This is a genomic window from Aquifex pyrophilus, assembly GCF_054656935.1.
The window spans coordinates 107,131-120,422 of sequence record NZ_BAAHXJ010000012.1 but is presented as its reverse complement, the minus strand read 5'-3'; the positions used below and the strand labels follow the sequence as shown (position 1 = coordinate 120,422).

The window sequence follows — 13,292 nt, the reverse complement described above, 5'->3', positions numbered from 1 at the left end:
GTTTGAGAGGACAAAAGAACACGTAAACGTGGGTACCATAGGTCACGTTGACCACGGAAAATCTACGCTTACATCAGCTATAACATGCGTTCTCGCAGCAGGACTCGTTGAAGGTGGTAAAGCTAAGTGCTTCAAATACGAAGAAATTGACAAAGCTCCAGAAGAAAAAGAAAGAGGTATAACCATAAACATCACTCACGTTGAGTACGAAACCGCTAAGAGACACTACGCACACGTTGACTGCCCCGGACACGCGGACTACATCAAGAACATGATTACCGGTGCGGCCCAGATGGACGGGGCTATACTCGTGGTTTCCGCAGCTGACGGCCCGATGCCCCAAACCAGAGAACACGTCCTTCTCGCAAGACAGGTTAACGTTCCCTACATAGTCGTTTTCATGAACAAGTGTGATATGGTTGACGACGAAGAGCTCCTTGAGCTCGTTGAGCTTGAAGTGAGAGAGCTTCTCAGCAAATACGAGTATCCCGGAGATGAAGTTCCCGTAATAAGAGGTTCCGCTCTGGGAGCCCTTCAGGAGCTTGAACAAAACTCTCCCGGAAAGTGGGTAGAAAGCATAAAGGAACTTCTGAACGCGATGGACGAGTACATACCGACACCTGAGAGAGAGGTTGACAAGCCCTTCCTCATGCCCATAGAAGACGTGTTCAGTATATCGGGACGTGGAACGGTTGTAACAGGAAGAGTGGAAAGAGGCGTGTTGAGGCCTGGAGATGAGGTAGAGATAGTAGGACTCAGAGAAGAGCCCTTAAAGACTGTAGCAACGTCCATAGAGATGTTCAGGAAGGTGCTTGATGAGGCGCTTCCCGGAGACAATATCGGAGTTCTTCTGAGGGGAGTAGGGAAGGACGATGTGGAGAGGGGACAGGTGCTTGCCCAGCCCGGGAGCGTGAAGGCCCACAGGAAGTTCAGGGCACAGGTATACGTCCTTAGCAAGGAGGAAGGAGGAAGGCACACGCCTTTCTTTGTGAACTACAGACCACAGTTTTACTTCAGGACTGCTGATGTTACGGGAACTGTAGTGAAGCTACCTGAAGGCGTTGAGATGGTGATGCCCGGGGATAACGTAGAGCTTGAGGTAGAGCTTATAGCGCCTGTGGCGTTGGAGGAAGGGCTGAGGTTTGCGATAAGGGAAGGTGGAAGGACTGTAGGTGCTGGTGTCGTTACCAAAATCCTTGACTGAGGAGTCTGAAGATGGAGCAGGAGAAAATAAGGATAAAGCTTAAGGCCTTTGACCACAGGGTTTTGGACCAATCGGTTAAACAGATAATAGAGACGGTTAAGAGAACGGGCGGTGTCGTGAGGGGCCCCATTCCCCTTCCCACGAGAAAGAGGAAGTGGTGCGTTCTCCGTTCACCCCACAAGTTTGACCAGTCAAGGGAGCACTTTGAGATAAGGGAGTTCTCAAGGATAATAGACATAACGAGGTTCACTCCCCAGACGATAGAAGCCCTAATGGAGATAAACCTTCCCGCGGGTGTTGACGTAGAAGTAAAGATGAGGGGTTAGAGAGATGCCTCTGGGATTGATTGGTGAAAAGGTAGGAATGACACGCGTTCTTCTGAAGGACGGGACCGCAATTCCCGTTACCGTTATAAAGTTCCCTGTGAACTACGTGGTTCAGGTAAAGTCCGTGAACACCAAGGACGGGTATAACGCCCTTCAGGTTGGTGCTTACGAGGCAAAGGAGAAGCACCTCACAAAGCCCCTTATAGGCCACTTCAAAAAACACGGCGTCCCCCTTCTGAGAAGGCTCTGGGAGTTCAGGGTTGATAATCCCGAAGAGTTCAAGTCCGGACAAGAGCTGAGAGTTCAAGACGTTTTCAAACCCGGTGACCTCGTTGACGTATGGGGAATATCAAAGGGTAGGGGCTTTGCAGGTGTTATGAAGAGATGGGACTTTGCGGGATTTCCCAGGTCCCACGGACACAGATACCACAGGGCGGTAGGTGCGATAGGACAGAGAACGGACCCGGGAAGGGTATGGAAGGGTAAGAAGATGCCCGGACACTACGGAGCGAAGCCTGTGAGGGTTCAGGGTCTTTTCGTGGTTGACGTTCTTCCCGAGGAAAACGCAATACTCGTAAAAGGCTCTGTTCCCGGACACAATAAAGGTATAGTTGTTGTTGAGCAGTCAACGATAGCATACAGAAAGAGCCAGAAGCTAAAGCAGAAGAGACTCCAGTTTATAGTTGAGAACCTTGTTAAGGAAGAATCTACAGAGGTGGCCGAGTCATGAAGATAGGAGACGTTGAGGTAAGGGACGACGTATTTAACGTAAAGGTTAAGAAACACGTTTTATGGGAAGTTGTAAAGTGGCAACTCGCAAAGAGAAGGCAGGGAACCCACTCAACGAAGACGAGGGGAGAGGTAGCCTACTCGGGCAGGAAGATACTTCCCCAGAAGGGAACGGGTAATGCGAGACACGGTGAGAGGGGCGTAAACATATTCGTGGGAGGCGGTGTAGCCCACGGACCTAAGCCCAGGGATTACGAGTATCCCCTTCCCAAGAAGGTAAGGAAGCTCGGGCTTAAGATGGCCTTATCGGACAAGGCTCAGAATGACGCCATAATCTTCGTTGATAACATAGATTTGGGAGAACAGCCCAAAACGAAGAAAGCAGTTGAGTTTCTTAAAAACCTCGGGGTTGATAAGGAAAAGGTCTTAATCGTCATTCCCGAAAAGAACGAAGTTCTTTATAAGTCCTTCAGAAATCTGCAGAACGTTAGGGTTTTACTTCCCGAAGGCTTAAACGTTTACGACGTTCTATGGGCTAATAAACTCGTAATTCATAAGGAATGCCTTGACAGAATATACAAGAAGGTGGAGGCGTAAGATGAGTCAGAGAAAGCCCTGGGAAATACTGATAAGGCCCATAATCACGGAAAAGAGCAACAGGCTTATGGAGGACTACAACAAATACACCTTTGAAGTCGCCCTTGATGCCTCAAAGCCCGAGATAAAGGAAGCGGTTGAGAAACTCTTTAACGTAAAGGTGAAAAAGGTAAACACGATGATAGTAAAACCAAAGAAAAAGAGGGTCTGGAACAGGTTCAGGCAGTATGGAACGACGAAGAAGTGGAAGAAGGCGATAGTCACCCTTGAGAAGGGGTATAAAATAGACATCCTTGAGTTTGCTCAGAAGTGAGGTGTAAGAGATGGGTGTTAGAAAATTAAAGCCCGTAACAAACGGAACGAGGCACGCGGTCCTTTACGACTTTGAGGAAATAGAGAAGTTAGTAAGAAAGGGTAAGGAACTCGTTCTCGTAAAGAAGAACAAGGTTGAGCCCGAAAAATCCCTGTTAAAGTGGTGGCACAGGGCTAAGGGAAGGTCAAGACAGAGGGGAAACATAACCGCAAGGCACAGGGGAGGAGGACATAAAAAGCTTTACAGAATTATAGACTTCAAGAGGGATAAGAGCTTAGTTCCCGCAAAGGTAGTTTCCATAGAGTATGACCCCTTTAGAAGTGCGAGGATATGTCTTCTCCATTACGCTGACGGTGAGAAGAGGTATATCATCTGGCCCGAGGGTCTCAAGGTAGGGGACACGGTTATGTCAATAAGCTGGGAGGATGCGGAAGCGGGAAAGCCCCTTCCCGAGATAAAGCCCGGAAACGCTATGCCTCTCAAATACATACCCGAGGGAACGATTATTCACAACATAGAGTTTATGCCCGGAAAGGGAGGTCAGATAGCGAGGGCTGCGGGAACCTGGGCCCAGGTTCTCGGAAGGTCAACGAAGAAGGGATACGTCCTCGTGAGAATGCCCTCGGGTGAGGTGAGGATGATTCACGAGAGGTGCATGGCCACGATAGGAAGGGTAGGGCTTGCGGAACACGAGCTCGTTAAGCTCGGAAAGGCGGGAAGGGCAAGGTGGCTCGGATGGAGACCCCACACCAGGGGAACCGCAATGAACCCTGTTGACCACCCCCACGGTGGTGGTGAAGGTAGAACGAGGGGTAAGCATCCCGAATCCCCCTGGGGATGGAAGACGAAGGGATACAAGACGAGAAGGGGTAAGAAGTACTCCGATAAGTTTATCGTGACGAGAAGGGACGGAAAGCCCTTATAAAGGAGGACTGAGAGATGGGATTTAAAGGTGCTTGGAACAAAAGAAACAGGTTAATAGAAAACCCTGAGGAGTATTACAGGCTTTACAAAAAACTCCAGAGGGCTTATAAGCTCGTGAGGGAAGCTATAAAGAGATACGGTTCTTTTGAACTCCTTAAGGGAAAGACGAGCCTAAGAGACCTTGAGGAACTCCTTGAAGAGAGAAAACAGGTTCTTGAAAACCTGAAAAAGCAACTCAGGGAAGCCCACAAAGGAAAGCCTAAGATAGAGGCGGAAGGAGACGAACAGCTTAAGGAACTTATCAGAGAGGTGAACAGGGTTCAGTCCGAAGTAAGGGCCCTTGAGATAATAACGAACAGGGTAAGGAAATACGAGGAGATATACGCTCAGTATAAACAGATGACCGAGAAGAAGGCTTACGTTGACCCGAAGCTGTGGATGAGAATAAGGAAGATGAACGAGGCCGGAGAGAGAAAGGTCGTGAGAACCTACTCAAGGGCTACGACGATAATACCTGAGTTCGTTGGACACACCATAGCGGTTCACAACGGAAAGACCTTCATACCCGTTTACATAACCCAGGATATGGTGGGACACAAGCTCGGGGAGTTTGCACCCACGAGAACCTTCAAGGGACACCCCGATAAAACCGCAAAGGTCGTTAAGAAGAAGTGAGGTGAGAAGCCATGGGACAGCTTAAGATAAAGGACAAATCCCAGAGGGAAGGTTACAAGCCGAACCAGGCTATAGCCATACTGAGGTACGCCCACATATCTCCTCTGAAGGCAAGGCTCGTTCTTAGGGAGATTCACGGAAAGGATGTAGGAGAAGCCCTTTACCTTCTCAAGGTGATACCTAAAAGGGCTGCGAGGATTGCGGAAAAGCTTCTCAAGAGTGCGATAGCAAACGCGGAACAGAAGGGCTTAGACCTTGACAGGCTTTACATTAAGAAGGCGGTTGCGGACAGGGGTCCCATACTCAAGAAGTGGATACCGAGAGCTCACGGAAGGGCTACGATGGTGAGGAAGAGGTTGTCCCATATTACAATAGTTTTAGAGGAAAAGCCCGAAGGTAAGGAGGAAGAGTAAGCATGGGTCAGAAAACGCACCCGATAGGCTTCAGACTGGGCGTTATTAAGGACTGGCCTTCAAAGTGGTACGCACCCAAAAAGGATTACGCAAAGCTCCTTCACGAAGACCTGAAGATAAAGAACTACATAAAGAAGAGGTATAAGGTTGCGGGTGTATCCAAGGTTGAGATAGAGAGAATTGTTGATAAGGTAAGGATAAAGATACATACCGCAAAGCCCGCAATAGTTATCGGAAGAAGAGGGCAGGAAGTTGACAGACTTAAGAAAACGATAGAGAGAATGCTTCCCGGAAAGGAGATAAGCATCTCAGTTCTTGAGGTTAAGGTTCCCGAGCTTGATGCCCAGCTCGTAGCGGAGGATATAGCCCTCCAGATAGAGAGAAGGGTATCCCACAGAAGGGCTATGAAAAGGGCCATTGATAACGCGCTTAAGGCGGGAGCAAAGGGAGTAAAGGTTCAGGTTAAGGGAAGGATAGGAGGAGCGGAGCTAGCAAGGAAGGAGTGGTTCCTCGTGGGAAGGATGCCCCTCCAGACTCTCAGGGCGGACATAGATTACGGATTTGCAACCGCTTACACAAAATACGGAATTCTCAGCGTAAAGGTTTGGATATACAAGGGAGACGTTCTCAAGGGCGGTAAAGAGGAAATTCTCAAGAAGATAGAGGAAGAAATAAAGCAGGCTGCAAAGGAGGGTTAAGAGATGTATCTCCAGCCGAAAAAGGTAAGATGGAGAAAGCAGAGAAGGGGAACCCTTAAGGGTAAGGCCTTCAGGGGTAATAAGCTCGCTTTCGGTGAATACGGAATACAGGCTCTTGACCGTGCTTGGATTACCCAGCAACAGATAGAAGCCGTGAGGGTAGCCCTCGTTAGAAGCTTAAAGAAAGGTGCAAAGGTATGGATAAGGATATTCCCCGACAAGCCATATACGAAGAAACCTAACGAAGTAAGAATGGGTGGCGGAAAGGGTGACCCCGAAGGATTCGTTGCTGTGGTAAAGCCCGGAAGGATACTCTTTGAGTTCACGGGTGTTCCTGAAGAGGTTGCACAGGAAGCCTTCAGGATAGCAGCATCAAAACTTCCCATACCTGTAAGACTCGTGAAATACGGAGAGTTTACTTTTAAGTATTGAGGTGGAAAGCCATGTGGGAAAGGGAGAGAAAGAAGTTCCTTGAGGATATAAGAAAAAAGAGCATAAAGGAGCTTGAAGAACTCCTTGATGAACTCAAGATGGAGCTTCTTAGGCTTCGCTTCAAGAAGCAGGTTCAGGGGCTTGAAAATCCAATGGAGATGAGAAAGGTTAAGAGAAACATAGCCAGGGTCTTAACGGTTATAAGGGAAAAGCAGCTGAGAGGTGAGCAGTGATGACGGAGCAAAAGAAGGAAAAGAAGTGGCATGAAAAAAGAAAACACCTCGTAGGTGTTGTTGTGAGCGATAAGATGGATAAAACCGTTGTGGTAAAGGTTGACAGAAGAGTTCCCCACCCCCTTTACGGTAAGCACATAGTAAAGAGTAAGAAGTATCACGCCCACGACGAGCACAATGAGTGCAGGGTCGGGGATATCGTTATGATTAGGGAAACGAGACCTCTCTCAAAGACAAAGAGATGGGTTGTGGTAAAGATTCTCCAGAGGGCAAGGAGACCCGAGGAAGAGATAGCAAAACAGCAGGAAGAGCAGAAGTAAATGCTGATAGCCGTTCCCCTTGACGATAAGGACTTTTCAGAAAAGGTTAAAGAAGCAAAGGAAAAGGGAGCGGATGTAGTTGAGCTAAGGGTTGACCAGTTTTCGGACACTTCGGTTGATTACGTAAAGGAGAAGCTCCTTGAAGCTAAGGAGCTCGGCTTTAAAACCATACTCACCGTGAGGATACCCGAGGAGGGAGGGAAAGAGGTTAAAAACAGGGAGGAGATATTTGAGAAGCTCGCTCCCTTGAGCGACTACACCGACGTTGAACTCTCCCAGAGGAGCTTAATCGTAAAGCTTCACACCCTCCTTGACGGGAAGGGAAAGCTCATAATCTCCTATCACAACTTTGAGCTCACTCCCCCCAACTGGATAATAAGGGAGGTTTTGAGGGAAGGATACAGGTTCGGAGGCATACCGAAGATAGCAGTAAAGGCAAACTCCTACGAGGACGTTGCGAGACTCTTATGTATAGCCAGACAGGTAGAGGGAGAAAAGATAGTTATAGCGATGGGAGATTACGGAAGGGTTTCAAGGATTGCGGGCTACATCTTCGGTTCGGTAATAACTTACGCATCCCTCGGAAAGTCCTTCGCACCCGGCCAGATTCCCCTTGAGGAGATGGTTAAGCTAAAAGAACTCCTTTACGGCTGATTTTTCTCCTCAAGTCTCTTAACCCTCAGTTCAAGCTCCCTTATCTTGTTCTCAATGTGTTTTATTCTTTCTTCAAGGCTTTCACCCATAAGCTTTTCGTAGTAATACATTAAAGCTTCCTTGATTATACGAACTTCCTTTTTACCAAGCTTTTTCTTTAGCTCGGATAAAACTCTTAACGTTTCTTCGTCAAAGACGTAAGTTTTCTTTTTCAAAAATCACCTTCCTTGTATTTTATGATACGACTTTTTACGGAAGTTTTCTGTAATATTTATTCTGGAAAATTCTATAAAATGCTGTAAATTTAAATTGAGGGGAAAATATATATGGAAGGAAAACTTTACAAAACTTTAAGCGAAATAAATAACCTGATTACAAGCAACTGTTCCTTGGAGGAAATATTCAAGGAAACCGTAAAGGTGCTTACCTCCGAGGTGTTCAAATACGCGGGTATCTTTAAGAAGGAGGGGAAAGCCCTTTTTGAAAAGGGGGAGCTGACTCCGGAAGATGAATCCATTTGCATTCCTCTGGACGATGATTACTTCCTCACCGTTGCCAAGGAAAAGGGTGATGAATTCAGCAATGAGGAATTGGTTCTTCTTTATGAGGTTGCGAATGACCTTGCCTTCGCTTTAAACAGATTAAAGGAAAAAGGCAAAGCGCAGTTTACCGATAGGATTACCGGGCTTCCGAACCGGTTCAGCTTCTTTGAGAAGTTAAGAAAACTTATGAAGGAAAGAAGGCTTAAGGCTTTGGTCCTCGTTGATATAGATAACTTCCACGAGATAAATACGGCCTTCGGCTTTGAGGCGGGAAACAGGATACTGAAGGAAGTCGCAAGAAGGCTGAGCAGTTTCGGGTATTTTACCGCAAGGATTACGAATGACGAGTTCGGTATGCTCCTCCCAAAGGAAAGTAAGCCCCTTCAGGAATTTCTGAAGAAGGTTATGGATGCCTTGTCCTTAAATCCTTACGAGATTAACGGAAGGAGTATATACATCACCTTTTCCGCGGGCGGGGTTGAGGTTTCTGAGGACTTTTCTTCTCCCGAAGAGATATACACGTTCGCACTTCGTTCCCTAAGGGAAGCAAAGGAACTCGGCGGAAATACATTCGTAATAGCTGTGAAAAAGGAGGATAACATAGAGGAAAGGGCAAGGGAGAGGGTATTAATCAGGAGTGAGCTCATAAGGGCTATAAGGGAAAAGGAGTTCAGGCTTCTTTATCAACCGAAGGTGGACCTGAAAAGCGAAAAAATAATCGGAGCGGAGGCCTTGATTAGGTGGATAAAGGGAAGTGAGGTTATACCCCCCAACAAGTTTATCCCGTTGCTTGAGGAGAGCTTACTCATTCACGATGTCGGGCTGTGGGTTCTTGAAGAAGCATGCAACTTCCTGAAGAATTTGAAAAAGAAAGGTGTTTCCATTCCCATAGCGGTAAACCTGTCCCCCGTTCAGTTAAGGAGCGAAACCTTCTTCAGGGATATTGAAAGCAAACTCAAGGACTGTAAAGATGTCGTTAATCTCCTTGAGTTTGAAGTCACGGAAGGAGCCATTATGGAAAATCCCGAGAATGCGATAAAGCTTCTTGAGAAGATAACTGAGCTAGGGATAAGGATATACATAGACGACTTCGGGACGAAATACGCCTCCCTTTCTTACCTGAAAAGGATTCCCGCATACGCTCTTAAGATTGATATTTCCTTCATAAGAAACCTGCCGAAGGATGAAGATGACCTTAAAATGGTGAAGGCAATAATACTCCTCGCGAAGACCTTTAACCTTAAAACCGTTGCGGAAGGCATAGAAACCAAGGAACAGCTTGAGGTTTTAAGGGAGCTCGGTTGCGACTACGGACAGGGGTATTACTTCTCAAAGCCCGTTCCCGAGGAGGAGTTTATAAAGCTCCTTGAGAAAAACCTTTAGTATCATTTGGTTTATGTTTCGCTTCCACCTCATAAAGAAGGACGGAAAGGCGAGAAGGGGAAGGCTTTACACTCCTCACGGCGTTATAGAAACTCCCGTTTTCATGCCCGTGGGAACGCAGGGGACGGTCAAGGCCATGATACACAAGCTCCTTGAGGAGATAGGAACTCAGATAATTCTCGGAAACACATACCACCTATACCTGAGGCCCGGGACCGATATCATAAAAAAGGCGGGAGGGCTTCACGGGTTTATAGGCTGGAACAAGCCCATACTCACGGACAGCGGAGGTTATCAGGTCTTCTCTCTTGCAAAGGGGAGGTTCGGAAACAGGAAGGCAAAGGTGAGGATAACGGAGGAGGGAGTTGAGTTTCAGGACCATCTTCAGGGAGACAGGCACTTCTTTACGCCCGAAAGGGTTATAGAGATTCAGGAGATATTCGGCTCGGATATAATCATGCCTCTTGACGAGTGCGTTGAGTATCCTACGACTAAGGAATACGCAAAAGAGGCCCTCGGGAGAACGATAAGGTGGCTTGAAAGGAGCATAAGGGCAAAGAAGAGGGAGGACCAGGCCCTATTCGGGATAGTTCAAGGTGCCTTCTGGGAGGACCTGAGGAGGGAAGCGGTTAAGAGAACAATTGAGTTTGATAAATTTCTTTTCGGATACTCAATAGGGGGTCTTTCGGTAGGAGAACCAAAGGAGATAATGTATGAGATGACGGAAGTTGTGTGTGAACTCCTTCCCGAGGAAAAACCGAGGTATTTAATGGGTGTGGGTAAGCCGGAGGATATCCTTAACGCGGTTGAGAGAGGTGTTGATATGTTTGACTGCGTTGTTCCTACGAGAAACGCAAGAACGGGAACACTTTACACCTCCCAAGGCGTTATTGACATAAGACACTCAAAGTGGAAGGAGGACTTCACCCCCCTTGACCCGGAGTGCGACTGCTACACCTGCAGGAACTTTTCTAAGGCTTACCTGAGGCATTTATTCGTATCGGAAGAGATTTCCTCATACGTTCTGAACACGATTCACAACCTCAGGTTTTACTTAAAGATGATGGAGGAGATAAGAAAAGCTATAGAAGAGGATAGATTTTTAGAGCTTAAGAAAAGTTATATAGAAAAAGTCAGCCGTAAACTTTAACGCCTTCGTTGCTCGCCCTCAGGATTTTTGTCTCAACCTCACAACCGCAGGCTTTCTCAATGGTTTCCCTTACCTTCTCTTTTATAATTTCTTCGTTTTCCTGAGTTATTGAGCAGATTGTGGGTCCCGCTCCGCTCAAAAATGTGGCAAGGGAACCGAGTTCGTAAGATATTTCCACAGCATCCTCAAATCCCTTAACGAGTTTTTTTCTATAGGGCTGGTGAAGTCTGTCCCTTACCGCTTCTCTAAGAAGAGCGAAATCCCTTGTAATAAGTGCGGTAACAAATAGAGCGGAACGCTGGAGGTTGAAGACCGCGTCTTTTAAGGGAACGTCCTTCGGAAGGACATTCCTCGCGTCGGAGGTTTTAACCTCGTATGAGGGTATGAAGAAGATGAGCTTCAGCTCTTCGGGGAAGGTTAGCTTTTTGTATATTACTTTTCCGTTGGTCGCACAAACCGTGAAGCCTCCCACGAATGCGGGAAGAATGTTATCGGGATGGGGTTCAAACTCAAAGGCTATCCTTAATTTCTCTTCAAGACTCAAGCTCTTTCCTATAACTCTTAAAGCTCCCTCAATAGCCCCGACTATGGCGGTCGCGGAAGAGCCAAGCCCCCTTGCAGGGGGAACTCTGTTAACCTGGTGAAGCTGTATGGGAACTTCTCTCTCTCCTAAGAACTCAAAAACCCTCTTGCAAACCTTTATAAAAAGATTGTCCTCGTCCCTCGGTATTCCCTCGGAGAAGCCCTCAACGGTTATCTCATACTTATCGGAAGGTTCTATATAGAAAATATTTTTTAAATCGAGGGCAAGGCCGAAGGCGTCAAACCCGCTCCCGAAATTGGTCGTTGTGGCGGGAACTGCAATTTTTATCATAAGGTTATTTTAGCCTTCCATCTCGTTCACCGTTGCCCCGTCATACATGCCCTCCTCAAGGGCCACCTGAACGAGGGAAAGCTCCTCATCGCTCAGGCTCTTCCCTTTGAGAACCTGTCTTATGAACTCCTCAAGGGCTTTCTGAACCGCTTCCTCATCTATTTCATCAACGTGAATCTCGTCCCTTTCCGCTATAAACCTTCCGAAGTTTACCGCAAGCTCGTAAAGGTTATCCATAACCAGAAAGATAGGGGAAGTTTAAGGACGGGAAATGACGGGGGTCAGAGAGAACACTTCTCGGAGTAGTGAAGGACCTCAAGGAGATAGGAGAGGGTATCCTTCATATCCCTTCTGTGAACAACCATGTCTATCTGTCCCTTCTCAAGGAGAAATTCCGCGGTCTGGAATCCCTCGGGTAGCTTCTGCTTTATGGTTTGCTCAATCACACGGGGACCCGCAAAACCTATTAACGCTTTCGGTTCTGCTATTATTACATCCCCGAGAAAGGCGAAGCTTGCGGAAACTCCTCCCATCGTGGGATTTGTAAGAACGCTTATGTAGGGAACTCCCTTTTCCTTTAAAAGTCCCACACCGAAGGTGGTTTTCGCCATCTGCATCAGGGAGAGTATGCCCTCCTGCATTCTTGCACCGCCCGAGGCGGCAAAGGAGACCAGGGGCGTTCCCGTCTCCGCCGCCCTCTCGCATGCCCTGAAGAACCTCTCCCCCACGACGGAGCCCATGCTTCCCCCTATGAAATTAAAGTCCATAACCGCGAGAATAACCTTTTTCCCCTTTATATGGCCTTCGGTTATAACTATGGCTTCCGTTAATCCCGTCTCCTCCTGGGCTTTTTTAAGTCTGTCCTTGTAGCTCTTTGTGTCTTTGAAGTTAAGGGGGTCCGCGGGGAGTATATCCTCAAAGAGAAACTCCGTCTCCTCCTCGTCAAGGGTGAATTTAATCCTCTCCCTTGCTGTCAGCGTAAAGTGATAATCACAGTTTGGACACACTTTGAGGTTTCTCTCAAGGTCCGGAACGTAAAGAAGACTTTTGCAGTTGGGACACTTGGTCCATAAAAGCTCTTCTTTCTTCTTCTTAAAAAACTTGAAAAGCTTCATTTACTTTCCTGTTCCCTTTTTAGCTTCTCGTATACAGCCATGACGTAGCCGAGGAAGGCGTTCTCGGGCTGGGCTCCTACGAACTCCGCCACACCCCTGTTAATAACTATCTTAGGAACTCCGACTACTTGGAACTGCTCCGCCAAATCCTGATTTTCCGAAGCGTCTATAACCTTTGAGGTTATGTAATCGCTTACGAGTGCGAAGTCCCAGGACATAACCGCTGCGGCTGGGCAGTATCCGCAGGAAGTCGTAACGAAAACCCATATCTCTATGGGGATGTCTATCTCTTTTAGGAGCTCTATCGTCTTATCGGAAAGCTGGGGCTTTCTCTGGGAAACGTGGAATATGCCGTTTATAAGGGTTGTAAACTCAAGGCCTGCGGGAAGTCCGATATACCTTATCCCGTAATCTTTGTCCCCCTCTATAACTATGGTGGGAACTCTGTCTATTTGGTATTTCTCAACCTCTTCCTTATTTACGAAAGGTGAGAGTATTTCAAGCTTTATCTTATCCTTTCCTACCGCCTCACCGATAACATCAACGGTCTCCTTTAGGAGTTCCTCGGCGGTCTGGCAGGACTCACAACCTATTGCCTGGGAGAAGAGCTTTATACTTACGGGTTCTTTAAACTCCTTCTGAGCCAAATCCTTTAACTGGGTTCTTACCTCCAAGTTCAGTAGCATTTGCTAACCTCCTTATTAATATCT

At 47.2% G+C, this 13,292-nt stretch carries 20 protein-coding genes; 15 read left to right on the top strand and 5 right to left on the bottom strand.

Going from position 1 to position 13,292, the window contains the following annotated elements:
* The 13 genes from tuf to aroD all read left to right on the top strand — a co-directional run.
* A partial coding sequence (gene tuf, locus ACYQZ0_RS07830; RefSeq protein WP_459776038.1) for an elongation factor Tu occupies positions 1-1,204 on the top strand: 1,204 nt, incomplete at its 5' end.
* Between the two features lie 11 nt (positions 1,205-1,215).
* Positions 1,216-1,530, top strand: coding sequence for a 30S ribosomal protein S10 (gene rpsJ / locus ACYQZ0_RS07825; protein ID WP_459776037.1), 315 nt, complete (start codon positions 1,216-1,218; stop codon positions 1,528-1,530).
* A 4-nt stretch (positions 1,531-1,534) separates the two neighbouring features.
* Positions 1,535-2,260, top strand: coding sequence for a 50S ribosomal protein L3 (rplC, locus tag ACYQZ0_RS07820; protein WP_459776036.1), 726 nt, complete (start codon positions 1,535-1,537; stop codon positions 2,258-2,260).
* Entirely contained in the window at positions 2,257-2,856 is a 600-nt protein-coding gene (gene rplD, locus ACYQZ0_RS07815; RefSeq protein ID WP_459776035.1) for a 50S ribosomal protein L4, read from the top strand. Before rplC ends, rplD begins: the two co-directional genes overlap by 4 nt.
* Before the next feature lies 1 nt (position 2,857).
* Positions 2,858-3,169, top strand: a complete 312-nt coding sequence (rplW, locus tag ACYQZ0_RS07810; RefSeq protein ID WP_459776034.1) for a 50S ribosomal protein L23 — start codon at positions 2,858-2,860, stop codon at positions 3,167-3,169.
* Between the two features lie 10 nt (positions 3,170-3,179).
* Positions 3,180-4,094: a 50S ribosomal protein L2 gene (gene rplB / locus ACYQZ0_RS07805; RefSeq protein ID WP_459776033.1), complete on the top strand. Its 915-nt coding sequence runs from the start codon at positions 3,180-3,182 to the stop codon at positions 4,092-4,094.
* Between the two features lie 398 nt (positions 4,095-4,492).
* On the top strand, positions 4,493-4,768 hold the full coding sequence (gene rpsS / locus ACYQZ0_RS07800) for a 30S ribosomal protein S19 (RefSeq protein WP_459776040.1): 276 nt from the start codon (positions 4,493-4,495) through the stop codon (positions 4,766-4,768).
* A gap of 11 nt (positions 4,769-4,779) precedes the next feature.
* Positions 4,780-5,181, top strand: coding sequence for a 50S ribosomal protein L22 (rplV, locus tag ACYQZ0_RS07795; protein ID WP_459776032.1), 402 nt, complete (start codon positions 4,780-4,782; stop codon positions 5,179-5,181).
* 2 nt (positions 5,182-5,183) lie between these two features.
* Positions 5,184-5,879, top strand: a complete 696-nt coding sequence (rpsC, locus tag ACYQZ0_RS07790) for a 30S ribosomal protein S3 (RefSeq protein ID WP_459776031.1) — start codon at positions 5,184-5,186, stop codon at positions 5,877-5,879.
* A gap of 3 nt (positions 5,880-5,882) precedes the next feature.
* A complete protein-coding gene (gene rplP, locus ACYQZ0_RS07785) occupies positions 5,883-6,311 on the top strand; it encodes a 50S ribosomal protein L16 (RefSeq protein ID WP_459776030.1) in 429 nt (142 codons plus the stop codon).
* 11 nt (positions 6,312-6,322) lie between these two features.
* Positions 6,323-6,544, top strand: a complete 222-nt coding sequence (rpmC, locus tag ACYQZ0_RS07780) for a 50S ribosomal protein L29 (protein WP_459776029.1) — start codon at positions 6,323-6,325, stop codon at positions 6,542-6,544.
* Positions 6,544-6,864, top strand: a complete 321-nt coding sequence (gene rpsQ / locus ACYQZ0_RS07775; RefSeq protein WP_459776028.1) for a 30S ribosomal protein S17 — start codon at positions 6,544-6,546, stop codon at positions 6,862-6,864. The genes rpmC and rpsQ overlap by 1 nt, the downstream gene beginning before the upstream one ends.
* On the top strand, positions 6,865-7,518 hold the full coding sequence (gene aroD, locus ACYQZ0_RS07770) for a type I 3-dehydroquinate dehydratase (RefSeq protein ID WP_459776027.1): 654 nt from the start codon (positions 6,865-6,867) through the stop codon (positions 7,516-7,518). It abuts the gene before it with no gap.
* Here aroD and ACYQZ0_RS07765 read toward each other — a convergent pair.
* Entirely contained in the window at positions 7,509-7,733 is a 225-nt protein-coding gene (locus ACYQZ0_RS07765; protein WP_459776026.1) for a hypothetical protein, read from the bottom strand. The genes aroD and ACYQZ0_RS07765 overlap by 10 nt on opposite strands.
* Before the next feature lie 219 nt (positions 7,734-7,952).
* On the opposite strand from ACYQZ0_RS07765, the gene ACYQZ0_RS07760 reads away from it, so the two are divergent.
* Positions 7,953-9,443, top strand: a complete 1,491-nt coding sequence (locus ACYQZ0_RS07760) for a putative bifunctional diguanylate cyclase/phosphodiesterase (protein WP_459776025.1) — start codon at positions 7,953-7,955, stop codon at positions 9,441-9,443.
* 13 nt (positions 9,444-9,456) lie between these two features.
* Positions 9,457-10,593: a tRNA guanosine(34) transglycosylase Tgt gene (tgt, locus tag ACYQZ0_RS07755; protein ID WP_459776024.1), complete on the top strand. Its 1,137-nt coding sequence runs from the start codon at positions 9,457-9,459 to the stop codon at positions 10,591-10,593.
* Here tgt and thrB read toward each other — a convergent pair.
* The 4 genes from thrB to pdo are packed head-to-tail and all read right to left on the bottom strand — an operon-like array spanning position 10,577 to position 13,268.
* On the bottom strand, positions 10,577-11,467 hold the full coding sequence (thrB, locus tag ACYQZ0_RS07750; RefSeq protein ID WP_459776023.1) for a homoserine kinase: 891 nt from the start codon (positions 11,465-11,467) through the stop codon (positions 10,577-10,579). The genes tgt and thrB overlap by 17 nt on opposite strands.
* A 9-nt stretch (positions 11,468-11,476) precedes the next feature.
* Positions 11,477-11,704, bottom strand: coding sequence for a hypothetical protein (locus ACYQZ0_RS07745; protein ID WP_459776022.1), 228 nt, complete (start codon positions 11,702-11,704; stop codon positions 11,477-11,479).
* Positions 11,705-11,748: 44 nt separating this feature from the next.
* Positions 11,749-12,582, bottom strand: coding sequence for an acetyl-CoA carboxylase, carboxyltransferase subunit beta (gene accD / locus ACYQZ0_RS07740; protein WP_459776021.1), 834 nt, complete (start codon positions 12,580-12,582; stop codon positions 11,749-11,751).
* Positions 12,579-13,268, bottom strand: a complete 690-nt coding sequence (gene pdo / locus ACYQZ0_RS07735) for a protein disulfide oxidoreductase (RefSeq protein ID WP_459776020.1) — start codon at positions 13,266-13,268, stop codon at positions 12,579-12,581. Before pdo ends, accD begins: the two co-directional genes overlap by 4 nt.
* Between the last annotated feature and the right edge of the window lie 24 nt (positions 13,269-13,292).

Excerpts from the sequence above, each read along its gene's own strand:
- rpsJ (WP_459776037.1), top strand. The coding sequence starts at position 1,216 with ATGGAGCAGGAGAAAATAAGGATAAAGCTTAAGGCCTTTGACCACAGG.
- rplC (WP_459776036.1), top strand. The coding sequence starts at position 1,535 with ATGCCTCTGGGATTGATTGGTGAAAAGGTAGGAATGACACGCGTTCTT.
- rplD (WP_459776035.1), top strand. The coding sequence starts at position 2,257 with ATGAAGATAGGAGACGTTGAGGTAAGGGACGACGTATTTAACGTAAAG.
- rplW (WP_459776034.1), top strand. The coding sequence starts at position 2,858 with ATGAGTCAGAGAAAGCCCTGGGAAATACTGATAAGGCCCATAATCACG.
- rplB (WP_459776033.1), top strand. The coding sequence starts at position 3,180 with ATGGGTGTTAGAAAATTAAAGCCCGTAACAAACGGAACGAGGCACGCG.
- rpsS (WP_459776040.1), top strand. The coding sequence starts at position 4,493 with ATGACCGAGAAGAAGGCTTACGTTGACCCGAAGCTGTGGATGAGAATA.
- rplV (WP_459776032.1), top strand. The coding sequence starts at position 4,780 with ATGGGACAGCTTAAGATAAAGGACAAATCCCAGAGGGAAGGTTACAAG.
- rpsC (WP_459776031.1), top strand. The coding sequence starts at position 5,184 with ATGGGTCAGAAAACGCACCCGATAGGCTTCAGACTGGGCGTTATTAAG.
- rplP (WP_459776030.1), top strand. The coding sequence starts at position 5,883 with ATGTATCTCCAGCCGAAAAAGGTAAGATGGAGAAAGCAGAGAAGGGGA.
- rpmC (WP_459776029.1), top strand. The coding sequence starts at position 6,323 with ATGTGGGAAAGGGAGAGAAAGAAGTTCCTTGAGGATATAAGAAAAAAG.
- rpsQ (WP_459776028.1), top strand. The coding sequence starts at position 6,544 with ATGACGGAGCAAAAGAAGGAAAAGAAGTGGCATGAAAAAAGAAAACAC.
- aroD (WP_459776027.1), top strand. The coding sequence starts at position 6,865 with ATGCTGATAGCCGTTCCCCTTGACGATAAGGACTTTTCAGAAAAGGTT.
- tgt (WP_459776024.1), top strand. The coding sequence starts at position 9,457 with ATGTTTCGCTTCCACCTCATAAAGAAGGACGGAAAGGCGAGAAGGGGA.
- thrB (WP_459776023.1), bottom strand. The coding sequence starts at position 11,467 with ATGATAAAAATTGCAGTTCCCGCCACAACGACCAATTTCGGGAGCGGG.
- ACYQZ0_RS07745 (WP_459776022.1), bottom strand. The coding sequence starts at position 11,704 with ATGGATAACCTTTACGAGCTTGCGGTAAACTTCGGAAGGTTTATAGCG.
- accD (WP_459776021.1), bottom strand. The coding sequence starts at position 12,582 with ATGAAGCTTTTCAAGTTTTTTAAGAAGAAGAAAGAAGAGCTTTTATGG.
- pdo (WP_459776020.1), bottom strand. The coding sequence starts at position 13,268 with ATGCTACTGAACTTGGAGGTAAGAACCCAGTTAAAGGATTTGGCTCAG.